We start from the raw sequence: 22,036 nt of genomic DNA on the forward strand, positions 1-22,036 counted from the left end.
AAGAGAGTGGTCTCCGGGTGCTTTTGGAACGAAGCGGAAAAAGTGCTAGGCGTAAATGATTACGCAGATTGCGTATACGCTGTCGGCGTAGTATGATTTCCATGTGAGCAAACGGGTTGACGTCAATGATAAAGACGAGCTCTCGCGAGATGTGAAAGCTTGGCGGGCAAGAGAAGGATTCACGGCAGAAAGCGCAGCGAAATTGTTGGGCATCCCGAAGCGCACATATGAGGGCATAGAGCAAGGTCGTGGTTTCCCCTACCCGTTGCTCCTTCGTCTCGGGATGCAAATCACGGCTCTTTCACCAGATGGGATAGCCCAAGGGAAGCCAAGTGAAGAGTAAGTGTCGTAGAAGCCTCGAAGGAGGGTTTGATGGCTAAACACCCCGACTACCCTGGCGCCTCGTCGCGCGTCGTCAACGGCAAGGAGTACTGGCGCTTTCGGGCCAATCCGCATGCTCAACAATTGCCCTCTCCGGCCGGCCGGGTGACGAAATGTTCGAGACAGCGTACCGTCGCGCAGTCGAAGGTTGCGCAGGCAAAGCGGAGATTATTGACGTGCCGGGCCGCGCCCTGCCCCGCACGTTCGGCCAAGCGGCACGCCGGCTCGAAACTACAATGGAATGGGCTGAATTCGATCCCGCAACGCAAGCCAAAAACCGCAGTTTGATCGAGCGGTTCCTCAATATGGCTGTCGACCCCAAATATGCGCTGACATGGCGCGACGTGCCGGTGGAATACCTAGATGCCGACAAGCTTCGAGCTATCATTTGCCGTATGCGCTCTGGCTGGTGTCGGGCGTATAGATCAATCCACCACGCTTGCCGCCGAATTTGGCGCATTTCAGCTTCGGAATGAGATCGTCCGCCATCGCTGGCGCGTCCGGACCGGACCGATCCCGCGGGCTTCACGATGTCGAGCACTTGGCGATGGTGGCATGGCGCCGTCTGGCAGTGCGCCGTCACGGCCATTTTCGGGTCCAGAGATTGAACGTCCGGCCCCTTTGCCATTCGCCGGATAAAAGCGGCGTTCTTCGCGCCGTCCGCCTCCCCGTCATCCATTGGGTCAGATCAGACCGTATTGGCGAGCCTTGTTGCGCAGGAATGGCAAGCCATTGCCCATCACTTCGGCCTCGTCCTTCGCGACTGGCCGCCAGACGGAGAGGCCGTAGGAGACTTCCGGCGGCATGTTGATGAAGCTTTCCATGGCAAGTCCGCCCTTGAAGCCGATCGCCGCGAGCGTTGCGTAGATCTCGTCCCAGGGGCAGTTGCCGGTGCCCGGGGTGCCGCGATCGCTCTCTGACAAGTGAATATACTTCAGGTGATCGCGAGCGGCCAGAATACCATTGGCGGCCCCTTTTTCCTCGATGTTCATGTGGTAGGTGTCGAGATGAACAAAGATGTTGTCGGCGCCGACTTTCTCGAGCATCCAGACGGCCTGCGCGCCAGTATTTATAAGGTGGTTCTCGTAGCGATTCACCGCCTCGATTCCGAGCTCTATGCCCCGGATCTTGGCGTGCTTGGCGGCGACGGTCAGCACATGCGCGATGGTGTCGTATTCCTTTTCGGTGGGGGGCAGGCCGGTGCGTTCGCCAATACCGCCGAAAATCACGCCGGAAAGCGCCAGCGCGCCCATCTCTGCAGTCTTGTCGATCGCCACTTCGAGATGCTCGATGGCGGCATCCGGCCGCACCGTTGCTCGTCGAGCGGGGCGTGGTGGCGGTTGTGGTCATGGGGATCTCTTATGGTCAGTTTTGAGATAGAAGAGCTTTACGAGGTTCTGATAATCCTGCCCTTTCATGGGAGGGCTGTGTGGTGTCGGAAACAGGTGAGCAGGAATACTATCGGCAGCTTGGCGGTATGAAGAAATCTTAAGAAATGCATCCCGAGACAAGTTTCTGGATGCGAGGCTAACGACAATCTTCAACTTGGTCCGTATAGAATCGAGCATTGTGAAAGCGTAGTTGAGGAGGTCACCGAAATAACGCAAAGCTCAAAAGCGAAGCCAGTCGCAAGATAATTCTTGATGGATACGTTAATAACGAACCGTTGAAACGTATTTCGACCACGATCGGATGCTCACTGGCGAGTTTAAGAGTCAGCACCAGTAAACTCGGTTGCACTCGAACCTCGAAGAAGGCGGCCGAATTTCGGCGTGGCTTTCATATCCCGGAACATAATATTATAAATATCGCGATTGCACGCAAACTTTTTGACCCTTAACGGTGCAATCATCATGGACGAGTAACTTAGTACAACCCCATCTGAACGATATTATCACTTAAAGACTTTCTGTAAATCCAGAATAACTTGCTTCAGGCTGGTGAAATTTTTGGTAGGAGTAGAAAATGACTCTGATCGTTAGACACACTGAAGCTGCGGCGTGCAACCGATACATTGTGATGAGGACCAAGTATGACCGTGAGGCCCATACGAAGCGGCCCTCTTATGCCTATTCAGATCGTGCATCAGATCGACTGGGCTCAGGGGTCGGGGAGCCAAGAGCACGTAGCCTGGAACCCATAACCGGCATGCTTGATCGCATCGGCTGCGGCTATCTCGTGCTGAACCGAGAGAGGAAAGTGGTCGAATGGAACGCAGCCGCTCAAACCACGCTGGAGCGCCAGGGCGAAGTAGCCGATACGGCCAGCGGCCTTTCAGTGGCCTTGAGGCGGCTGATCGCGAATGTTCCGGCCCATTTCCTGCCGGGCTCACTATCATGGGTGGTGATCCGCAGCAGCGCCGACAGGCCGGTGATATTGAACGAGAACGGGTTTATCGCTCCTGACGGAATGAGCATTGTGGCGTTACTGGACCGCGAGAACAGGTCGGGGCCAAATCCTCAGACACTGCAAAAGATGTTTGGCTTGACGGGCGCGGAAACGCACCTCGCGTTGCGCTTGGCTCAGGGCGATGCGCCTTTGGAGATCGCTCGCAGTTGGCGCCTCAGCCGCACCACGATCCGCTCGCAGCTTGCCTCGCTGTTCGCCAAGACCGAAACGAAACGTCAGGCGGAACTGGTGGCTCTTCTTGGACGCATCTCAGTCTTGCCATAAGGACCGTCGTTTGGATGCATCCCAGCAAACAGGCAATCCCGAAACGCTTTGACTTTCGGCTGGGCAATGGCGCGGGGCGGGTAGACGATGAAGTATTTTGACGAGGCCTCGAGGGCGAGTTCAAAGGGACGTACAAGTGTGCCGGCAAGGTCAGCCGCGACCAGCATGGTTCGACCCAAAACGACGCCCTCACCTCGAACGGCGGCCTCGATGGCGAAAGTTGCGGAGTCGAACGTCACGCCACAACAATGCCGGCATTCGATAGCCAAGTTAGCCAAGTCGCCCAAGTGATCGGGAACTCGTCGTGATGAGCGTATGGTGTCTGAGATCCTCATGGGCGTCCAAGCCTCCAAGGGCTACGCCAGCCGCGCACGTGATTTCTTCTGCGAACGCTGGTGCCAAGGTCGCGACGTGCAGGCCGCCTGATTGCGTGCCGTACGTCATGCGTCGGCCGTCGGCCTTCTCAACAAGCTTCATGCCGTACAATCGGCAGGCATCGGTTAGCGAAATATCAAAGCGCGCGATGACGCTGCCGGCGCCAGGCGGCTCCGGTCTAATTGACAATATGTGCAAGTTGGTGGTTCCCTTTTTGAAGTTGCCGCGGTTGAATCCGCGGTGGTTTTTGAAGGCAGCGGGTTAAGCCGCCCTCGCCGCGATCTTCGCTGCAATCCGGTCGGAGACCTCGGAGACCTCTGAGTGAACGACGCGGCGGTCGCCGAGTGAGACCGCAACCGGAAACCGGCTTTCGACGCGATATCTGTTGACCATCGTACGGCTCATACCCGTCATCTTCGCGGCGTCATCAAGGACACAAGTGTAGGCGAATTATCGTTCATGGCTCCTCCTCGCAGCCCGACAGATTCGGACGCGGTTCAACTGCTGATTTGAAAGAGCTGGGAGGTTTCGGCACCGTCCACATGGGAGCGGCGGGATGCTGGTCCGGCCATCCTGCAGGCGACCAACGGGCCGCACGTCAGCACTAGGTTGCTGCTACGGGTAAGATTCAGTGGCTAAATAAGCAAGTTTAGCATAGCTAAATGCGGAGCTGGCACAATATGCTGCCCAATCCGCCATCATCTTGCGCCGCTTATCCTAGGCGTCGCCTCGCCGGTATGCGCTCGGCTGCGGTGCCAGCAGCGTGCGCAAGTTGCGGCCTCGGCAACTTCGGCCTGATAGTCCGTTTCCTCCCATACCCAATCTCGGAACGCGCTGCGCATTCCATGAACCGTGAAGTCGCCGCCGCCTGCCGTTTCAATGCTTGGCGAGAGTCATGTCGCTAAGCGGCGAGCGCGGACGCTGGCCCGGAAACACAAAATCGGAAATGTGTTTGTTCTTCATGTCGCGGAGTATTTCGACGGCACGATTCTGATAATGGCACGCGGTGCGCCTTACGTGACTTCATGCGCGCCGCAGGAAGCGACCATAGCTTCCGTCCAGATCGATTTCCGGCCAGACCGCCCTCTCGCCTCTCCATTTCGCGCAGACGTAAGGATGGTGAATTCCAGCGCCCTCGCCCCGTCTCGCCTCTTCGGCAAATAATGTCATAAGACAAGCGCGTCGCGACTGAACGGATTCATGCGACGCGCGCACTTTTGGGCGACATGTACTAATGTCCGGTTCCCGCAGCCTTTTGCCGACGAGACCTGACCGCCTCCAGCAGTTCGCGCTCGCTGGTGTGAGCATTTCGAAAAATGGCCACAACCATAACCGCCAAGATTTCGGCGTCCGGGTCCAAAGGATCGAGATTCTCATCCGAGCAGACCTCATCGAACACGCGGTCGCAAATAGCCAGATCGTGAGGGCTCAGGCAGGTGGGATTGAAACGCCGACGCAGCATCTGTCCGAACCTTTCAGGCCCGCCCCCGTGCTTTGCGGCGGGCTTTTTGCTGATGAACCGGTGACCCAATGGGATGCTTAAGCGATAATATCGCCCACAGTGTATTGGAATCAGTTTACCTGCTGCCTAACGCTTTCTCTGTTAATAGTCCCAAAATCAGCGCGCACTTCCGGGACGTGAAATCCGCGCCGAAATTCCATCGCTTCTTTCTGAGTTCGAGTGCAGCCAATTTTTAGTGGCGGTGACTTTCACATTCGCCAGTGAGCATCCGATCTGTTCGGCAATAACTTTCAACGGCCCGTTTTCACGGTATCCATCAAGAATTATTTCGCGACGATCTTCGCTGTTGAGCTTCGTGTTCATTTCGGTGGTCCCCTCAACAACCATTTCACGATGCAAGATTCTATACGCATCGGGTTGAAGAGTGTCGTTATCTTCGCATCCAGAAACTTATCTCGGAATGCATTTCTTGCCGAAATCCAGCGTGATCGCCGTTTCGGTCGGCTCGAGTTCCGCCAGTCTTGTCAGATGTCTGAAAGTACACCACATGATTGAGAGGGGCACGGGCATACCCGATTCGGATATGGCACCACGCGATGGACACTAAGAGGCAAGACGAGGCCCCTGCGAGGCAGCCGCGAGACCGTGACCGACGTCGTTGGCCGCGCGAAGGTCAACCCCACAATGGGGACGCTCCATCACTCGCGCCGGCGCTCGAACCTCTGCCCTTTTCAACGCTCGAACTGGCGCCAGAAGGTCAATTCGCCGCTTGGCAAGCGTATATGGCGCCGCTTGTCGAGGTCAGGTTGCCGGATTGCAAATCGCTGAACGATGGCTTTCCCGCCGATCACATGGCTTGGAATCTCGGTGGCATGCTGATCGTTCAACAGCGCGCGCCGGCACATAGCTACTTGCGTTCCGCCGCTAAGCTCCGATCCAGTTCGATCGATCACTGGTATATCGTCTTGCCACGAACTGGCCGGTCGTGGACGGAGGTCGATCGCCGCGTTGCGGAAAACCAGTCGGGCAAATTAGAGATCAGATCGCTTGGCTACCCGTTTCGCGGGAGGGTAACGGACTCGGAAAGTCTCTTTCTGTATATGCCGCGTGATTTGTTCTCTGATGCGGCGTCAACCCTTGACGCAAAGAACAATTCAATTCTGTCCGGCAACTTTGCCAACCTCTTGGTCGACTACGTCAACAGCATAGAAGCAAGACTGCGCAGCCTCACGGCTGACGATCTGCCCCGCATCGTGCACGCAACACGCAGCATGGTTATTGCCTGCCTCGGGCCTCCGGCAGAACAGGCTGCGGCCGTCGAACAATTGACGGGTGTCGCGCTAATGGAGCGAGCGCGTCGATACGTCCACCACAATCTGGATGCGGTTCATTTGACACCGGATTCAATGTGCCGGGCGCTCGGCGTCTCGCGCTCTCGTCTCTATCCAGTTGTTCGAACCAAGCGGTGGTGTTCTCCATTACATACAAAGTCGCCGCCTTCTGGCAGCCCATGTTGCGCTAAGCGATCCGGCGGACAGCCGGCGCATTGTTGAAATTGCTGAAGCCTTCGGGTTTAGTTCAGCGGCTAATTTCAGCCGAGCATTCAGCAAGGAATTCGGTTACAGCCCCCGCGAAGGCCGCAGTACTGTGGTATTGCCGCGCCCCGCCCACTCTGTTTCGCATGCCGGAGACAAGGAGGCCTCTTCCTTTGAAGGTTGGCTCAAGGCGCTCGGAAACTGATTACAGGATCGCGAAGCTGATTGGGCTGACTCTCAGAAGAGGGGTTGCCCGGGGCGGCGAAGGTCACGCCGCCTCATGGACCACAATATCTTCGTGTCGCGCCTATTGCGCATCAATCACACAGCTGATTCTGGCCGATTCACGGTTTGTTAACGAACTGGGACGGTTCATCGTTATCGATAATTTGCTGCCAATCAAGGCGGAGAATACATGGAACTGGGCTACGGGCGGCTCTTATTAAGACTGCGATTTGAAAGTTTGCCAAGCTCGACAGTTATGCTACCTTTAGACTGAGGGGCGCGAGTCTGCACCTACTATGGAGGTGGTTCTTGCCCTCAGAGGCTTCAGGCGTCGGCACGGAGAGTGAGGGGCCTTCATCGAGCGATGCTCCAAGTGTCGGCGAAGGCGTTCTGGCAGACCTTTTGGCGAACACGACCGAACTTTTGTCGTTCTATGACCGTGACTTTCGCCTGACGCACTACGCGGCCAAGCTCAAAGGCTTGTACGGAGGCGCGGTAGCGCCGGGCGCCGCCGTCTGGGAGATCTACCCGAGCTTTCTCGATACGAGCTATCGTGACGAATTTCTTCGTGTGTTCCAGGGTGGCTCTCCGACAAGCATCGACTTGCCGCGATCATCGGGCGGAGCGCACCGGTCCGTTTTTGTGTTCACCACGGCAAATGGTGTGGGAATCATCGAATTAAGGGAGGACGGCGGGCGGAGCGCAGCGCAGGAACGAGAGCATGTAGTTCTACTCCATCAGGCGACGCACGACGTGCTGACCGGACTGGAGAATCGGCGGCGATTCGGCGAGCGGCTCCAGCAGGCAATGGCGGCCCTCGGCGGATCAAAGCCGAAAGCCGCCCTTCTGCAAATCGACCTTGACGATTTCAAAGCGGTCAACGACACGCTCGGCCATGGAGCAGGCGACATTGTTCTTCAACTCGCGGCGGGTCGTATCCGCGACGCGCTGCAGGACGGCGAATCCGCATACCGGTATGCCGGCGATGAGTTCGCTGTCGTCCAATTGGGAAAGGAGCAGCCAGCAGAGGCTGAACGCCTCGCCGGATCTCTAGTCGACGCGTTCAAGGACCCGTTCGTCATCAACGGCATTCCCGTGTTCGTCGGCTCGAGTATCGGAATTGCTTTCGGGCCGGAGCACGGGACCGATGGCGAACAGTTGATGAAAGCCGCTGACATTGCTCTTTACGCGGCCAAGACAGATGGACGCGGCTGCGCTCGAACATTCAACCGTTCGATGCTGCTCTTGCTCGAGCAACGCGAGAATCTCAGGCGCAGCCTTCGAACCGCGCTGGAGCGCGGCGAGCTTTATCTGGAGTATCAGCCGCTCATTCGACCTCCCTCGTCAGTGACCGGTTTCGAAGCGCTGCTGCGGTGGCGGCACCCTGAGGTCGGAATCATTCCACCCAACGTGTTCATACCGATCGCCGAAGCCGACGGTCTGATGGACGAGATTGGACGATGGGTGCTCGAGGAAGCCTGTCGCCAGGCGTTGACGTGGCCCTCCTCGCTGACAGTCGCAGTGAACCTGTCGCCGGCTCAGTTCCTTAGCGGTTCGCTGACGGACACCGTCGCTCAGGTCATCGACGCGGTTGGGATTGAAGCCGACAGACTTGAACTTGAGATAACCGAGAGGGTTCTACTTGAGAAGACGATCGACAATATAGACACATTGAACACGCTGAATGTCTTGGGAATACGAATATCGCTAGACGATTTCGGAACTTACTATTCATCGTTGAGCTACCTTAAGAACTTTCCCTTCGACACCTTGAAGATCGATCAGTACTTTATCACGGACCTGGAGACCGATCTAAAAAGCCAGACCATCGTGCGATCGATCATGAGTCTGGCGCACGGCTTGGGGATAAGCGTCACCGCCGAGGGGGTCGAGACGTCGGCACAGGCACGGTGGCTGATCAAGGAGAATTGCGATTGCCTGCAAGGGAATTTCCTGGGACGCCCGCTCGGAGCCGAGGCAACCAGCGATTTCATCAGGCGGACCCCGCTGAGGGTGGTACGAGCGATGGAGCAATCAAATCGGGCGGTCTAGCGCCTTGCACCCTTGTCAACGGCGAAGTGGAGATTTGTAGAAACGATCGAGGCAGATACCGCGCAATTTTTGGAGTCGGTGCGAGACTGAGTCATAACGGAGCGCGGTGAAATTTTCCGCCTCGGAGGTCATCGCGCCACCAAGGGTCAATACTGACAGAACAAGGGAGGATGCCGATGGGACCTGTTCATCATGATCCGGCTGGCGGGCCGACTTTTGAGCCCATGATCCAGATCGACATGGAAATCAAAGCTTTCGTCTCCGCTTGGAGACACTGCGATTATCTCTCGACATACATGGCCCGGATGATCAGTCAAAACAGGTCAGACTCGGTCCGGCATTCAAATCTCTTTTCCTCTGCCTTCAACGAATTGCTGGAAGTCGCCTTTCGTACGCGCCATGCCGACGGCGAACTGGCATGCAGGGTGTCTCGCCACGGCGCCACGGACAGGATCGAGTTGACGTTTCCTTGCCTGCCAGAAGAGCGCCAGTTCTACGAAGAAGCCGTGTCGCAAGTCGCAGGGTTCGAGGCCAGGGAGCGATATCTTAATTCTGTGTCTGGGGATCTCGCGCCCAGCCGGGAAATCGTACTCCTGGAACTGGCTGTCGACTACAACGCGACACTCAGGGTCGAGGAAGCCGATGGTGATGCAATCAAGCTTGTCGTGGATCTTCCGCTTGAAGGCCTGCAAAATTGAGCCCTTACGACCTTCTCCCCCGCTTCAAGGCGCAATACGACGCGAACAATCAGGAATTCTCCATATCGGGGGTGGTCCGGCCTCAGGCGATCGATGAGCTTGGGTCCAGCATAGCATTGCTTCGCGATGCGATCGACCGTGTGCGGGGCGTTCTCTACGTCAATGTCAGACGCCTGACGCAGATGAATAACGCTGCATTTCACACCTTTTCGAGGATCATCATTGACGCCTGTCGCGCTCGACCCGATCTCAAATTCGTCGTCATCACGTCAAGCGTCGTCGGATGGACCTCGCGAAAATTCGGTCGCCTGAGCGGAATTGAACCGAACATCACGGTCGAGGAGTATGACACCGAATTCTATCCGGGGCAGGGCTTCCTTGAGGAAGGCGGGTTCGTACCGATCCTGCGTACTCAGACAAAGATGACATGGCGCCACGAGCGCGCAATCTTGCCGCGACACGGGATGAGGCCCGGGATCGTCATGGCCGACATCTGTTGCGGGATCGGCGATTTCGCTGTGCTCGCGCAGAAGGAGTTCCAGCCATCGCGGATCGTCGCCCTCGACCACTCCAGATCAAGCCTGAACTATGCTCGACGAGTGATGCGGGAGTTCGACATCCGGGGCATCGAATATACGTATGGCGATGCGTCGGAGATGCTGCTCGACGAAGCGCAGTTCGACTTGGTCACCTGCCGACATTCCCTGCAAATCTTCAATCGACCTGAACTCATCCTCAAGGAGCTCTACCGCATATGCAAGCCAGGCGGTCGGGTCTATATCACCAACGAAAAGAATTCGCATTGCCTCGGCGAGCCGCGCGCCGAAAGCATTCGCTGGACCTACGACGAGGTGGCGAAGCTGTTCGGGCATTTCGAGATGGACGTCGAGCTTGGGCCCAAGAGTCGGCGATACCTGGTGGAAGCCGGATTCGAAGACATCCTTGTGGAGACCTTCATGGTCACCAACCTGGACGGCGATCCGCAGGACTTCGCCGACGTCATTGCAGCCTGGGCGGATGTCTATGCCGGGGAGATGGCGACCAGACGCGGTGACGGACCGGAGTTCGTCGCACGGTTCCGGCAGGGCTTCCAGGATCACATTTTCGCTGCACTACACCCCAAGGGTTATGCGGGTTGGCCGATCTGGGTCGCATCGGGGCGACGGCCACAATGAAAGCCGATAACGAGCCTACACCGCGCTTCGGCCTGCGCTCCTTTCGAGCGAAATTCGTATTGGTCGTTGGCGGCGCCGTACTGTTCGACCTCCTGCTGAGCGGTGGTCTGGCGCTTTGGAACGTTCAAAAGCTGTCGCGCGACGCCACATCGGAAGTCGGTGAGGGCCTGACGAACGCAAACCAGGAATACATTCGTTCCTATGCCGAGTCGACAGCGTTGAGCGTTGACCTGCTGCTCGATCGGGTTCACGGGGACGTCAAGGCGCTAGCTGGCGTGCTGCAGACCCAGATCGACGATCCGAGGAGGCAGCAACAGGTCGGAGCCACGCTTTCGCATGAGGCGCCCGGCTCCGTGAAGGTTGTCTACAACGGGCAGGGCGATTGGGCGCAGAATCTGCCGGGCGCGCCTTCCGTGGTAAGCGTCTGGGGCTACCTGCTGGGCGCCGACCACAGTCCGCTGCCCAGCGTTCAGCAGGAAATAGAAGACAGTACCGTGATCGATCTCGTCGCGCCGACTCTCATGGCCAGCGGGTCGTCCAAACTGCAGATGTACTATATTGGTCCAAAAGAACGGCCGATCTTCCGGACGGTACCGTATACGGATCAGGCACAGACCTTCGACCGACTCTATCCAGGCCACAACAAGGCGGAATTCTGGGAGTTCTTCTTTCCGGGAATCTATGGTTCATGGCAGCAATGGGCCAGGGATCCAGCCTCACGTCCGGTCCCTGACGATATTACCCAGACAGCGCCTTACACCGATGCAATCACGGGAAAGCTGATCGTCAGCTTTTTCCACCCGCTATGGACGCGCGATCGCACCGGTATCGCCGGTACGGCGGGAGCAGACATCACTCTCGATCAGCTCGCGAAAGTCGTCGAAAGGGTGAAGATCGCTGAAACCGGGTTCGGCTTTCTCACGATGTCGACTGGCAACGTGGTGGCGATCAATCCGTCGGGCCAGGCGATCATCGGCCTGACTTCATCGAGCGATGCGGGCACGCAGGGCGTCACCGGCTTGGAAAGGTCTCTGCGGGGAAGTACGCAGCCGGCTATCGCGTCACTACCTCTAGACCAGAACAATGACGGTGTCATTCAGCATATCATGCTCGACAGCAAGGGCGAACACGTTCCCTATATTGTTGTCCTCAAGAGCTTGAAGCCGACCAATTTGTGGAGTTCGGGACCGATCAAGTCCGAAACGATGTCGGTCGGGATCGTCGTTCCCGAACGGGAGATCTATGCATCCCTGTTCGCCGCGCAGGAGAGTATTTCTCGCGCAACCAATCGTATCCTGCTGTTTCAGATCGCGGCGATCGCCGTTTCGCTTCTGATTGTTTTTGCGGCCGTGCTCGGAATTTCGAAGCGGATCACCGCGGGCCTCAGGGCGCTTGCCAGCGCCGCCCAGCGGCTCCAGTCCAAAGACTATTCAGTCCGCGTGAACATTCCGACGCGCGACGAGGTTGGAGCGGCCGGAATCGCTTTCAACCGGATGGCCGAGCAGATCAGCTTTCACACGGAAAACCTTGAGCAACTCGTCGACGAACGAACCAGGGAACTCGGGGACGCCAATCAGGAGATTTCCGCACTCAACGAAAAGCTGCAGGACGAGAACGTCCGCCTTGGTGCCGAGCTCGCGGTCGCCAGGCAGATACAGATGATGGTCCTGCCGAAACAATTCGAACTCGAAGCGATTCCGGGGCTGGAGATCGCGGCCTACATGCGGCCGGCCGACGAGGTCGGCGGTGACTATTATGACGTCCTGCAGAACGGGTCACGGGTCAAGATCGGCATCGGCGACGTGACCGGTCATGGTCTCGAGAGCGGCGTGCTGATGCTGATGGTCCAATCCGTTGCACGCGCGCTGCAGGAGACCAGCGAGGCGGATCCGCACCAGTTTCTGGATCGGCTGAACAGAGCGATCTACAAGAACATCGAGCGGACGAACACCGGCAAGCATCTCTCGCTGGCCTTCCTTGACTTCGAGGATGAGCGGGTAACGCTATCCGGCCAGCATGAGGACGTTCTCGTCGTGCGTGCGGACGGGGACGTCGAACGCATCGACACGATGGATCTGGGTCTGCCGGTTGGCCTGGAGAATGACATCTCGAAGTTCATTGCCACGCGCGACATCCTGTTCGGCAGTGGCGACGTGATCGTGCTGCACACCGACGGTGTGACCGAGGCGGAAGACCAAGACAGAAGGCTGTTCGGGTTCGAGCGCCTCTGCCAGAGCGCACGAAAACGTCAAGGCGGGAGCGCCGAGGAAATCAAAACCGGGATCATCGAGGATCTCATGGCCCATATCGGGATCCAGAAGATCCACGACGACATCACCCTCGTGATCATAAGGCACACATAGCCATGACAACGCTGTTCGGGACCCCTGACGTTGCAATCGGGATGAAGGAGAGCGTCAGTCGCGTGCGGCTGTTCGACGGACCTCTCGACTTGAGTTGGCGTCATTGTGCCACGACCTCGGACTTCATCGCCGATCTTTTCGCATTGCGCTTCCGGTCGTGCCGCAATGACTACATGGAAGTGCGGCACAGCATTGGATATCTGGTCAACGAACTCATCGAAAATGCCGTCAAGTTTCGCGCACCGGGTGAGATCTTGATCGAGGCGTCGATGGATTCGGAATGCTTCAAGCTCAAGGTGTCGAATGACCTCGATGGTGAAGATGCGTCCGAGTTCCAAAGTCTCCTGGAGGACATCACGGTTGGCGACCCCATAGACCTGCTGATACAGCGAATTGAAGCCAATGCCGCGAACCCCGACGTAGGAGGCTCCGGACTTGGATTGCTGACGTTGATGAGCGACTACGGCGCGCGCCTGGCTTGGATATTCAGCGCCGCCGACGAAAGCGATCGGATTTGCGTGGAGACATATGCCTCCATTCCGATCTCGCAAATTCACAATTAGAGGAAACGAAGCCAGGCTATGGAAATCAAGACAGACGACTACCGCGTATGGACTGAAGGAAGCGAAATTTTCTTCGACGGTGCAATGCGGCTTGCCAGTTCCGACGCCGGTGCGCCTATCACAGCGTTGGCGACCAGTGTGCTTGCCTCGAATCCCGCTTCCATTACGCTCAATCTGAAGGACCTTCACTTTCTCAACTCTTCCGGCATCAACCTGCTGGCGAAATTTACCATCGAGGTGCGCAAGCATCCCGATGTTCGACTCGTCGTGCGTGGAACGCCCGACATACCCTGGCAATCGAAATCATTGCCGAATCTGAAGAAGCTGCACCCCGCTCTGGTGCTTTTGATGGACTAACCAGGTCCCGAAATTTGCCAGGGGACTGCGTCGGCTTGCGGCAACCCGAGATAATATAGGTCAGCCGGGGACGATGCGGGAGCCCCGCATCGATAGTGAGAAGGTGCAGGAGCGCGGCGCCTACAGCGGATATGTACACCAGGACAAGTATTTGGATGCCAAGCTAACGACAATCCGGCCTCGTGCGCACATGCTCGCAATGGCTCGGCGGGGGCTCGGCACAGGCGGCAGGCGTCCAAGTTGGGGGGATGTCGGGCTGCCTGTGCCGATCAGCCGCCGCGCGATCAAAGGTGGCGTCATTGAGTAAGCGTGCCAAGGTGAACGGCGGCCAGCTGGAGTTCATTCCGCCGCAGATCCCGACCCGGGTCACGGAGCCGCCCGAAGATGACGGATGGGTTCACGAGGTCAACCTTGACGGCTACCGAACGCAGATCATCATCGATAAAGGCGGCGTGCGTCTGTACAGCAAGAACGGCCGTGACTGGACCACGAAATACTGGCCCATCGCACTGGCTGCCGAGCTGCCATGCCGGGCTGCCATTATCGACGGCGAGGTCATTGTTCCAGGTGAGCAGGGCGCTCCCCATTGCCTTGCGCTGGAAGCCGCGATCTGGCACGAACCGAGCCGGCTGGTGTTCGTCGCGTTTGATATCCTCCATCTCGACGGTCGCAATCTAGCCTCCTTGCCTCTGCTGCAGCGCAAGCAGGCGCTGTGGCAACTCGTTGAGCACGGCCTCGGCAAGATCCAGTACAGCGAGCATTTCGAGAGCAGTGCGCTAGCGATCTTTCGGGCCATCGAGAAGGTGGGGCTCGAGAGCATCATCTCGAAACGCGCCGACAGCGGCTACAGGAGCGGACCGTCGAACACATGGCTGAAGGCCAAATACTTCAAGGAAGCCGATTTCTGAGCGGCGACTGCTTCTGGCATAGCCTGAGCTCCGCTCGGCACCAGCAACACTGCTTTTGGTAGGCGGTCAAGTCGGCTCTAACTTTCCCAGACCGTTCAAGCGCACTGCTCGCCGACTTCCCGATCCTGATGTTACCGGAAAAAAGAACGCGGATTATTCCGAGCTAGAAAAGAAATAAACGTCTTGTTTCTAAGAAACGAAATGTCTTCCTCAGCAAAATTACCACAGGGTGAAACCTCAGGATCGCGCGAACTGGATTTAACTACGATGGGCAGCCGGTGATTTGGCACGAATCGCCAAAGTGCCCTCAGGAGCCCTCCGACATCGATCGCTTATCCACCAAAGTAATCCATCACCTGCCAAACGATACAACGCGTGGATACCATACCCGTCTGTGGTCCAGAATCAACGCGACATTCGGGTTGCCGCCGGCTGCGCGAAGAGGTGTTTGATGGCGTGACCACGGTGGTCATCGATTATTGGAAGCGCAATCCCGAATTCGATCCCGATGGTATCGCTGCACTGTCTGGCTTGAAATTCCGGATTACAGAAACCGGAAAATGGACTGCAGAAGCGATTACTCTTCCGAGGCGGTAGAGATAAAAATACGCTGGTGCTATCGGACCGACATCAAGCTGCCGGCGCCGCGACCGAAACGAGTGCTCGGCGCGGCTGTGTACCTGTCGCCAGGCAAATCACTATCGGCTATCGGCTTTAGAGGATCCGGTAGACCAGGCATCCTGGTGCGGCCGATCATCTTGACAATTCCAGCGGGACCGCGCCCGTCGACGGCATCCGCCATCTAAATATCCCCCAAAAAAACGAGTGGTCATCTACAGGTAGACGCGCAGGGAGATCATGCGGTCGCTGCGCCGGCTGATCTCGGCCGACAACATGACGCAGAAGGAAAACGCCAAGGTCGAGCCAGCGAGGCTGGTCAGGCCGCGGCTGTATTCCCAGGAAGGTGATGGGAACCACTGGGAGGCAAGGTGCACTACTGACCTAGCAAATCTGCAAGACCGGTCAATGATCAACTTTCGACGGTTCGCTGAAGCGCGTTATTCAACCCCGCGCTATCCGTAATGGAGGCGGGGCTTCGGCTCAACGCCAGTGAATTGGATCCCGACCTTCTCGTTTTTGCGCCATCGCACAACAGATCGGTAAGCTACTCCGTCGACGGGAACGTACAGAAGAAACTCGGTCGGAATCCTTGTTTCGGCTGGCAACTTCAATTCTGCTCCGCCTGCATGCTGATTGCGCATGGTACAGCTGATTTCAGAGCTTGTGATGCTGATGATGATGGTCGCACGTTTCAAGACGCGTTGCCGATGATCACGACGAGTTTCGGCACCCTCCGGCAATGCTGGTTCCTCCAAGCGCTCCTGACCGCACGGCCTACCGTTATGGCCCTATGACTTGATTTCCATAGCACGATTGAAAGGTGCGGCGAATAACGGGCTTCTCGAATGTAGGGCTTGCACCCGCGCCAGCCGTGACGCCGCTAGAACTGGCCACCGATGCGCCGGGACCGGCTTTCACACCACCGCGGCTGCCGATTGATGCGCCCGCGCCGGCTTTAACGCCGCTGCTGCGACCGATCGGAACGCCTGCGCCGACACCAATGCCTGCGGCATTTCCCGGCATCAAAAGCATGAAATCATTGCATTGCCTGCCAACATGCTGGTGAACGTTTGATTTTAGCCATAACAGTCTCCCTCCTTAAGTTCGCTGGGGCAGCAACATTACTGGATTGCGATTAAACAAGTTTCCACTAGTTTACACTCGGTTCGGGAATACTTTTATTATTTTAGTTAAACATTGTCCGATAGAGGTTGATATTCACGTTTTGTTCCCAGATCTTCACCCATGAGGATCTTTTGGCTAAATTAGCATTCTGGATTTGTTCCGGAAGTAAGGTGGAGCTCGCGTTTGATCAGGCCGAGGGCGACGCTGGTTCGAGGTCCCTAATTTAGGTTGATGTACAGATTTAGTGTACGTCGGCGACGAGGGAGGCCCAGGGCCCCATGCCAGCATTGCGCGGATTAAATGCGCCGACAGGTTTCAAGTCGAACTACCTTGGAAATATCAGCGCACCGGAGCAGTCGCTGCGGGGAAGAGGTCGGCTTGGCGGTCATGGGCAACTTGTCCCGGGCGGCTAGCTAAACGCCGGCGGCTCGCCAGGCCTGAAACTTTTCTAGGCGGCAGCGATGCCCATCATCACCGACTGGTCGGGGCACTGGAGCACGCGCAGCGTACCCGGTTCGTCGCCGTGAACGCAGCGGATCGGCACAACTTGGTAGTCGTCGCCGAACGGCATGGCGCAGCCATTTGCAAGAAAATCGTGTTCCGGAAACCAGCCCTTTAAGAATGCTTCGAACTCGCGCAACACCTCTTCGGACCGAGCTCCTATTGGCGGCAGGATGAGAAAGTTATCGACCTCGTCCCCTGCCGGGATGCTGGAAACATGCGGCCGAGATCGCTTAAGTATGAAACGATTACCTCCGGTTTGGTTCGCGGAAAAGGCAGGCCTTCCCACTGCCGCAGAGCCGAACCGCGAGCCGCTTCACCGGACACCAACGCAAAAGCCCGCCGACCCGAGCCAGCGGATTGAGGTTGGGGAGGATCGAATGGGATCACGATCGTAGACAGTAAGTTATTCGATGCTGCTATGACAGAGCAAGGATCCGCGCCGGCCGGCAGCACTAAAAACTTCGGACGCCGTCCCGCCTACGCGGCCCTTCGGGCAGCCGCCCGGAACGGGTGATCGACGGTGAAGCCGTCGGGCCGAATACCCCGCTCGACTTGGCTCCAGGTCACCGGATGAGCGATCGGGAACCCCGGTCGGGCCCGTGGCGAGAATGCTCCCACCGCAGTGTTGCCGCGCCCGTTACGAAGGTAATCAAGAAAGATGCGGCCTGTTCGGGCTGCCGGAGCGGCGGAGAGTAGATAGCGATCGGGGCGTGCATCAACGAGGCACTGGGCGAGCGACTTGGCCAGTTGCCGGGCGCTGTCGTGGGTCATCTTTGTCTCAAGCGGGGCCATCAAATGAATGCCCTTGCCGCCTGTGACCTTCGGCCAGCTCTCCAGGCCTGCCGCTTCCATGATGTCGCGGAGCGCCAACGCGGTCTCGATTACTTCCGCCCACTCGACACCCTCGCCCGGGTCGAGGTCCAGAACGACGCGATCAGCATGCTCGATATCGTCAATGGTCGCGTTCCAAGGATGCAGCTCTACGGCATCCATCTCGACCAGCCCGCGCAAACCGGCAAGGTCGTCCACCCATACCCGAACGCCTTCGCCCCCCTCGCGCTTCTGGACACGCAACTGATGCACGGCTGCCGGAATCCTCGGCAACGCGCCCTTGTGATAAAAAGTGACCCCTTGGGTGTGCCGGACCAGCTTCAGCGGTCTCTGACCGAGATGGACGAGCGCTTGTTCGGCAACCCGCTCCCAGTAGCGCATAAGCTCCTCTTTGGAGGGCGAGACCGCGTCTGGCAGCAGCTGAAGGATATTGTCGCGGGGGACACCGTGTTCCCGGACCGTCTGTCGCCGCTTCGATAGAGCGGGCGGCTTCGCAGGTATCGTCACGAGGTCTTCGCGCAAGCCCTTGAATACTGCCTCCCGCAGCACGCCGCGATCAGTGGCGCCGCTGAATTGCACCTCGGCTAGAACGTCTGGCTTAACCCAAGTCGCTTTCGGCTTGTTGACGGGTTCCGACAGGGCCGACTTGTCGATGATCAGTGGATCAAGCCGCTCTCGAAGACGCCGCGCTGCAGTCAAATTGTAACCGCTCTGGGCTTTCCCGGCATAAAGGAGCCGGTCGCCCTCGCGGCGGCCGATGTAGAGCGATGCAATACGGCGCGGATGGGCGCCGAGCTTCTCAACGAAGGCAACAATGGGAAAGGTGTCGCTCTTGATGCATTTAACTTTGAGCCAGCTCGTCTGGAGACCTGAGCGATAGGGGGCGTCCGCTCGCTTGGATACGATCCCCTCCAAGCCCATCCGGCATGCATGTTGGAACACGTCGTCCCCGCTCAGCTCCAGATGCTCGGCATAGGTCAGCGTCGGTGCGGTGTGCTTCACCAGTTTTTCTAGCGCGGCCTTGCGTTTCGTTAGCGGCTGCTGCCGAAGATCACGACCGTTGAGGTGCAGAAGGTCGAACGCATAGAAGATTAGCTTCGGCGAGTTTGGGTTGCCCAACTCCCGTTCCAAAGCTTGATAGTCCGGCAGCCCCGTCTCGCCGAGGACCACAGCTTCCCCGTCGATGATTGCTGCTTGAACAGGCAGGTTCGCCGCGGCCTGCACAATTCTTTTGTATCGGTGCGACCAGTCGTAGCCGCGGCGCGTGAAGGCTCGTGCTGTGTTGCCCTCGACGATTAGCTGGGTCCGGTAGCCGTCGTATTTGATCTCGTGAAGCCATTCGCTGCCCCCGGGAGCTTTCTCGACCAACGTGGGCGCTTGAAACTCAACAAATGAAAGCCGGTCTGCGGCGTTACTCATGCACTAGGCGACTCCCGGAAACAGCGACTCAAGCCGCAGGGCGGCCAATCGGTTCCGGAACATTTTAGCAAAATTGAATGTTTAGTGGGAATGACGGCGCTGTCCGACGTGCCCGATCGGCTGGAAATGGAGTGCTAGGCCATGGCTGTAAAGATCGGCGATGAAGTCACGCTCACCGTGACAATCCTGAAGGTGCTGGACAACGGCGTGTCGAGCGTGAGCATACCCTCTTACAGCTTTCCCTTTTCGATCGACACACCCAAGGGAGCAAAGGCTGGCGAAAAGATCGACATCACCGGCTTTGTAACCCGGATCGATGCCGAGGATGGCAAAGTGACGGTCAGGATCGATGGCGGAGGGCCAGTTACTGTAGATATCGAAACAGTATCGCGCGGGCCCGCACCTAGGGTGCGTCAGTCTCGGTAAACATGGGTCAATCGGATCGCGCTCTATATCTGACAGGCAGAGGGTCACCGCCTTTGCCGGCGAGGTCCTCTCCGGGTCCACGTCTTGAGCTGCTCAAGGGCTGCCCTCGCATTGTTGGATGTCAAGCGAAGTGAGGATTTGACCCCTGGGGCGAAACGAAGAACTGACCCCCTCATTGCTTTGCAGTTTCGTTGGTGTCGGGGGTGGGGGGGGGGGGGGGGGGGGAGAAAGGGCGGAGACCAACGGGGAGCGAGGCTGCGGGTGGGGCGGGGGGGGGGGGGGGGGGGGGCTATTTCTAATCCCGCTTACCCCCCCGCTTTTCGCGAAGCCGGTAGCTGTCACCGCGGATGGTGATCACTGTCGAATGATGAAGCAGGCGATCAAGGATCGCGGTCGCGACCACGGGATCGCCAAACACGCTGCCCCATTCGCCCACCGAGCGGTTGGAGGTGATCAGGATCGATCCCCGCTCATAACGCCGCGACACCAGCTGGAAGAACAGATGTGCGGCATTGGCTTCGAACGGGAGATAGCCGAGCTCGTCGATGATCAGCAGTTTCGGCCGCGACAGGGTCGTCAGTTGCCTTTCGAGCGAACCGTCGTCATGGGCCTTGGCCAGCATCGCCACGAGCGTGGCCGCTGTGACGAACTGGACGCTATGGTTCTGCCGGATCGCCTCGCGCCCGAGAGCCACCGCCAGATGTGTTTTGCCCGTACCCGGAGGTCCAAGGAACAGGACCGTGTCGCCATGGGCAATCCAGCGGCAGGTCGCCAGTTCCCGGACTTGGCGCTGATCCAGCGACGGCTGCGCGTCGAAGTCGAAGCCATCGAGTTCGCGCACAAACGGGAACTGCGCGATCTTGCCTGCCATGGAGATGCGCCGCTCGTCGCGCCGCGCGATCTCGCGCGTCACGAGGAAGGCCAAAGCCTCGCGCAAGGTCATTTGCGAACGCGCCGCTTCGTCCAGCAGCGTGTCGAGCTGGTCCCGGATCGCGGTCAGCTTCAGCCGGTCGAGCTGAGCCACCAGCATCTCGTGATCGACCGCCGTCATCACCAGCTGCCTCCCACCAGTGCCTCATATTCGGCCAGTGGCCGCAACAGAGCGGAAGGCGCAACGATATCCGCCGGCGCCGATCGCACCGGCGCAGCAGCGCCGACCACGCCGGCAAGATGCGCGCGCTCGACAATCCGTTGGCGACGTCCGCGGCACAAAGCATGATCCGCCACCACCTCGCCCGCATGACGCACGATAACGCGACCGCCCAGCACCACGACCTGGACGCTCTCCCCGAGCAGCCGCCAGGGGACTGAGTAACTGTTCGTGTCCAGGTCGATTGCGCAGTCGGCCTGGACCTTGCGCACGAGATCCCGCAGCTGCCCAAACGGTGCCCGTCCGCCCAGAGGGCGAAGCGCCATGGCTTCTTCGGCAAAGCGCTCCGCAGGAGCCACGCCGGTCGTGCCATGCACACGCTGATCGGCAATCTCGCGTGTCCACCGGTCCAGATGCGCCTCGAACGCCGCCCAGTTCTCGAACCGGCGGCCGGCAATCGCATTGCGCTTGACATAGCCGACCCCGCGTTCGTCCTTCCCCTTGGTACGTGCCCGATAAGGCGCACAAGCCCGTGGCGTAAATCCCCAATAGCGGGCAAAGGCGTGCAGCCGCACATTGAACCGCACCTCCCGCGTCGCCGCATCGTGATGTTCGACCAGCGCCTTCGGATTGTCGAACAGCACTTCCGTTGGAACCCCGCCGAAGCGAAGGAAGGCTCCTTCCATCCCCTCGAACCAGTCCGCCTGGCGCTCCCGAAGCGAGGGACGGATATGCAGCCGACGCGAGTAACCCAGCGTTGCCACAAACAGGTGCACCCGAACACGCTCGCCGCCGATCCACGCCCGCGTGTCGCCAAAGTCGATCTGCATCTGATGTCCCGGCGCCGTCTCAAACCGAACCGTCGCGCGCTTCTGGACCCTCAACTCCCGACGCCAACCCTGCACCCGAAGCTCCACCGACCGAAGCCCTATGACGATCCCATGTTCGCTCTCCAGTTCCTGGCGCACCACATCGGCGTTGCCATCATGGCGGAAGAAGCGCTCTCGCAGCCAATCGTCTAGCCCGTCAAACGCGCTCCGCCGCACAGGCTTGCGAAACGGAACAGTCCCGCCTTCGCGCAGATACCGACGCACCGTGTTGCGCGCGCACCCGAACTCCTTCGCCAGCCGCTTCGCTCCCCAGCCAAGCTCATGCAGCCGCACCATCGCTGCCACCTCTTCAGGCTGAAGCATCTCCTCTCCCTGCATCGTTCTCGACAATGCAGGAATCGCCGAAATCCCAATCGTCATCCA

20 protein-coding genes and 2 pseudogenes are annotated in these 22,036 nt (G+C 58.4%); 12 read left to right on the forward strand and 10 right to left on the reverse strand.

Features of this window, described 5'->3' with window-relative positions; genetic code table 11:
• Nucleotides 1-103: 103 nt before the first annotated feature.
• Entirely contained in the window at nucleotides 104-343 is a 240-nt protein-coding gene (locus NKH42_RS22925; RefSeq protein ID WP_352904107.1) for a helix-turn-helix domain-containing protein, read from the forward strand.
• A gap of 721 nt (nucleotides 344-1,064) precedes the next feature.
• Here the strand turns inward: NKH42_RS22925 and NKH42_RS22930 are convergent.
• Nucleotides 1,065-1,697, reverse strand: a pseudogene (locus tag NKH42_RS22930) (sugar phosphate isomerase/epimerase family protein); the annotation flags it as partial.
• 832 nt (nucleotides 1,698-2,529) lie between these two features.
• On the opposite strand from NKH42_RS22930, the gene NKH42_RS22935 reads away from it, so the two are divergent.
• Nucleotides 2,530-3,054 (forward strand): helix-turn-helix transcriptional regulator, encoded by a 525-nt coding sequence (locus NKH42_RS22935; protein ID WP_352756607.1) that lies wholly within the window; start codon nucleotides 2,530-2,532, stop codon nucleotides 3,052-3,054.
• On the opposite strand, the gene NKH42_RS22940 is transcribed toward NKH42_RS22935, so the two are convergent.
• The 4 genes from NKH42_RS22940 to NKH42_RS22955 all read right to left on the reverse strand — a co-directional run bounded on the left by NKH42_RS22940 (nucleotide 3,006) and on the right by NKH42_RS22955 (nucleotide 5,254).
• Complete coding sequence (locus tag NKH42_RS22940; protein WP_352756609.1) at nucleotides 3,006-3,389, reverse strand: LysR substrate-binding domain-containing protein; 384 nt, start codon at nucleotides 3,387-3,389, stop codon at nucleotides 3,006-3,008. The two genes, NKH42_RS22935 and NKH42_RS22940, sit on opposite strands and share 49 nt — an antisense overlap.
• A 301-nt stretch (nucleotides 3,390-3,690) precedes the next feature.
• Nucleotides 3,691-3,834 (reverse strand): AlpA family phage regulatory protein, encoded by a 144-nt coding sequence (locus NKH42_RS22945; RefSeq protein ID WP_352756611.1) that lies wholly within the window; start codon nucleotides 3,832-3,834, stop codon nucleotides 3,691-3,693.
• 826 nt (nucleotides 3,835-4,660) lie between these two features.
• Entirely contained in the window at nucleotides 4,661-4,891 is a 231-nt protein-coding gene (locus tag NKH42_RS22950) for a hypothetical protein (protein ID WP_352906508.1), read from the reverse strand.
• Between the two features lie 156 nt (nucleotides 4,892-5,047).
• The gene (locus NKH42_RS22955; RefSeq protein ID WP_352756613.1) at nucleotides 5,048-5,254 is read right to left on the reverse strand and encodes a hypothetical protein; all 207 of its coding nucleotides are present in this window, start codon (nucleotides 5,252-5,254) and stop codon (nucleotides 5,048-5,050) included.
• A gap of 233 nt (nucleotides 5,255-5,487) precedes the next feature.
• Between NKH42_RS22955 and NKH42_RS22960 the strand changes: the two are divergent.
• The 9 genes and pseudogenes from NKH42_RS22960 to NKH42_RS23005 all read left to right on the forward strand — a co-directional run bounded on the left by NKH42_RS22960 (nucleotide 5,488) and on the right by NKH42_RS23005 (nucleotide 15,364).
• Nucleotides 5,488-6,631 (forward strand): annotated as a pseudogene (locus tag NKH42_RS22960) (helix-turn-helix domain-containing protein).
• A 329-nt stretch (nucleotides 6,632-6,960) separates the two neighbouring features.
• Nucleotides 6,961-8,703, forward strand: a complete 1,743-nt coding sequence (locus NKH42_RS22970) for a putative bifunctional diguanylate cyclase/phosphodiesterase (protein WP_502896248.1) — start codon at nucleotides 6,961-6,963, stop codon at nucleotides 8,701-8,703.
• A 176-nt stretch (nucleotides 8,704-8,879) separates the two neighbouring features.
• Nucleotides 8,880-9,401, forward strand: a complete 522-nt coding sequence (locus tag NKH42_RS22975; protein WP_352903303.1) for a ubiquinone biosynthesis methyltransferase UbiE — start codon at nucleotides 8,880-8,882, stop codon at nucleotides 9,399-9,401.
• Complete coding sequence (locus tag NKH42_RS22980; protein ID WP_352756617.1) at nucleotides 9,398-10,576, forward strand: methyltransferase domain-containing protein; 1,179 nt, start codon at nucleotides 9,398-9,400, stop codon at nucleotides 10,574-10,576. The genes NKH42_RS22975 and NKH42_RS22980 overlap by 4 nt, the downstream gene beginning before the upstream one ends.
• Nucleotides 10,573-12,939, forward strand: coding sequence for a SpoIIE family protein phosphatase (locus NKH42_RS22985; RefSeq protein ID WP_352756618.1), 2,367 nt, complete (start codon nucleotides 10,573-10,575; stop codon nucleotides 12,937-12,939). The genes NKH42_RS22980 and NKH42_RS22985 overlap by 4 nt, the downstream gene beginning before the upstream one ends.
• A gap of 2 nt (nucleotides 12,940-12,941) precedes the next feature.
• Nucleotides 12,942-13,502 (forward strand): slr1658 superfamily regulator, encoded by a 561-nt coding sequence (locus NKH42_RS22990; RefSeq protein ID WP_352756619.1) that lies wholly within the window; start codon nucleotides 12,942-12,944, stop codon nucleotides 13,500-13,502.
• Nucleotides 13,503-13,520: 18 nt separating this feature from the next.
• On the forward strand, nucleotides 13,521-13,859 hold the full coding sequence (locus NKH42_RS22995; RefSeq protein WP_023720364.1) for a slr1659 superfamily regulator: 339 nt from the start codon (nucleotides 13,521-13,523) through the stop codon (nucleotides 13,857-13,859).
• A 317-nt stretch (nucleotides 13,860-14,176) separates the two neighbouring features.
• Entirely contained in the window at nucleotides 14,177-14,767 is a 591-nt protein-coding gene (locus NKH42_RS23000; RefSeq protein ID WP_352974455.1) for an ATP-dependent DNA ligase, read from the forward strand.
• 375 nt (nucleotides 14,768-15,142) lie between these two features.
• The gene (locus NKH42_RS23005) at nucleotides 15,143-15,364 is read left to right on the forward strand and encodes a hypothetical protein (RefSeq protein ID WP_352756624.1); all 222 of its coding nucleotides are present in this window, start codon (nucleotides 15,143-15,145) and stop codon (nucleotides 15,362-15,364) included.
• A 476-nt stretch (nucleotides 15,365-15,840) separates the two neighbouring features.
• On the opposite strand, the gene NKH42_RS23010 is transcribed toward NKH42_RS23005, so the two are convergent.
• The 3 genes from NKH42_RS23010 to ligD form a co-directional block, all read right to left on the reverse strand.
• A complete protein-coding gene (locus tag NKH42_RS23010; RefSeq protein WP_502896252.1) occupies nucleotides 15,841-16,143 on the reverse strand; it encodes a PilZ domain-containing protein in 303 nt (100 codons plus the stop codon).
• Nucleotides 16,144-16,961: 818 nt separating this feature from the next.
• Nucleotides 16,962-17,153: a hypothetical protein gene (locus NKH42_RS23015; protein ID WP_352756628.1), complete on the reverse strand. Its 192-nt coding sequence runs from the start codon at nucleotides 17,151-17,153 to the stop codon at nucleotides 16,962-16,964.
• A 341-nt stretch (nucleotides 17,154-17,494) separates the two neighbouring features.
• Complete coding sequence (gene ligD / locus NKH42_RS23020; protein ID WP_352756630.1) at nucleotides 17,495-19,267, reverse strand: DNA ligase D; 1,773 nt, start codon at nucleotides 19,265-19,267, stop codon at nucleotides 17,495-17,497.
• A 141-nt stretch (nucleotides 19,268-19,408) separates the two neighbouring features.
• Here ligD and NKH42_RS23025 point away from each other — a divergent pair, with 141 nt between their 5' ends.
• Nucleotides 19,409-19,693 carry a hypothetical protein gene (locus tag NKH42_RS23025; RefSeq protein ID WP_352756632.1) on the forward strand — a complete coding sequence of 95 codons (285 nt, stop codon included), beginning with the start codon at nucleotides 19,409-19,411 and terminating at the stop codon, nucleotides 19,691-19,693.
• A gap of 295 nt (nucleotides 19,694-19,988) precedes the next feature.
• Here the strand turns inward: NKH42_RS23025 and istB are convergent, their stop codons facing one another.
• Nucleotides 19,989-20,744 (reverse strand): IS21-like element helper ATPase IstB, encoded by a 756-nt coding sequence (istB, locus tag NKH42_RS23030; protein ID WP_352974458.1) that lies wholly within the window; start codon nucleotides 20,742-20,744, stop codon nucleotides 19,989-19,991.
• On the reverse strand, nucleotides 20,744-22,033 hold the full coding sequence (gene istA / locus NKH42_RS23035; protein ID WP_352751566.1) for an IS21 family transposase: 1,290 nt from the start codon (nucleotides 22,031-22,033) through the stop codon (nucleotides 20,744-20,746). Before istA ends, istB begins: the two co-directional genes overlap by 1 nt.
• Nucleotides 22,034-22,036: the final 3 nt, after the last annotated feature.

Source organism: Mesorhizobium sp. M1142 (assembly GCF_040318565.1).
Classification (GTDB): Bacteria; Pseudomonadota; Alphaproteobacteria; order Rhizobiales; family Rhizobiaceae; genus Mesorhizobium.

Excerpts from the sequence above, each read along its gene's own strand:
- NKH42_RS22935 (WP_352756607.1), top strand. The coding sequence starts at position 2,530 with ATGCTTGATCGCATCGGCTGCGGCTATCTCGTGCTGAACCGAGAGAGG.
- NKH42_RS22940 (WP_352756609.1), bottom strand. The coding sequence starts at position 3,389 with ATGAGGATCTCAGACACCATACGCTCATCACGACGAGTTCCCGATCAC.
- NKH42_RS22945 (WP_352756611.1), bottom strand. The coding sequence starts at position 3,834 with ATGAGCCGTACGATGGTCAACAGATATCGCGTCGAAAGCCGGTTTCCG.
- NKH42_RS22950 (WP_352906508.1), bottom strand. The coding sequence starts at position 4,891 with ATGCTGCGTCGGCGTTTCAATCCCACCTGCCTGAGCCCTCACGATCTG.
- NKH42_RS22955 (WP_352756613.1), bottom strand. The coding sequence starts at position 5,254 with ATGAACACGAAGCTCAACAGCGAAGATCGTCGCGAAATAATTCTTGAT.
- NKH42_RS22975 (WP_352903303.1), top strand. The coding sequence starts at position 8,880 with ATGGGACCTGTTCATCATGATCCGGCTGGCGGGCCGACTTTTGAGCCC.
- NKH42_RS22985 (WP_352756618.1), top strand. The coding sequence starts at position 10,573 with ATGAAAGCCGATAACGAGCCTACACCGCGCTTCGGCCTGCGCTCCTTT.
- NKH42_RS22990 (WP_352756619.1), top strand. The coding sequence starts at position 12,942 with ATGACAACGCTGTTCGGGACCCCTGACGTTGCAATCGGGATGAAGGAG.
- NKH42_RS22995 (WP_023720364.1), top strand. The coding sequence starts at position 13,521 with ATGGAAATCAAGACAGACGACTACCGCGTATGGACTGAAGGAAGCGAA.
- ligD (WP_352756630.1), bottom strand. The coding sequence starts at position 19,267 with ATGAGTAACGCCGCAGACCGGCTTTCATTTGTTGAGTTTCAAGCGCCC.
- NKH42_RS23025 (WP_352756632.1), top strand. The coding sequence starts at position 19,409 with ATGGCTGTAAAGATCGGCGATGAAGTCACGCTCACCGTGACAATCCTG.
- istB (WP_352974458.1), bottom strand. The coding sequence starts at position 20,744 with ATGACGGCGGTCGATCACGAGATGCTGGTGGCTCAGCTCGACCGGCTG.
- istA (WP_352751566.1), bottom strand. The coding sequence starts at position 22,033 with ATGACGATTGGGATTTCGGCGATTCCTGCATTGTCGAGAACGATGCAG.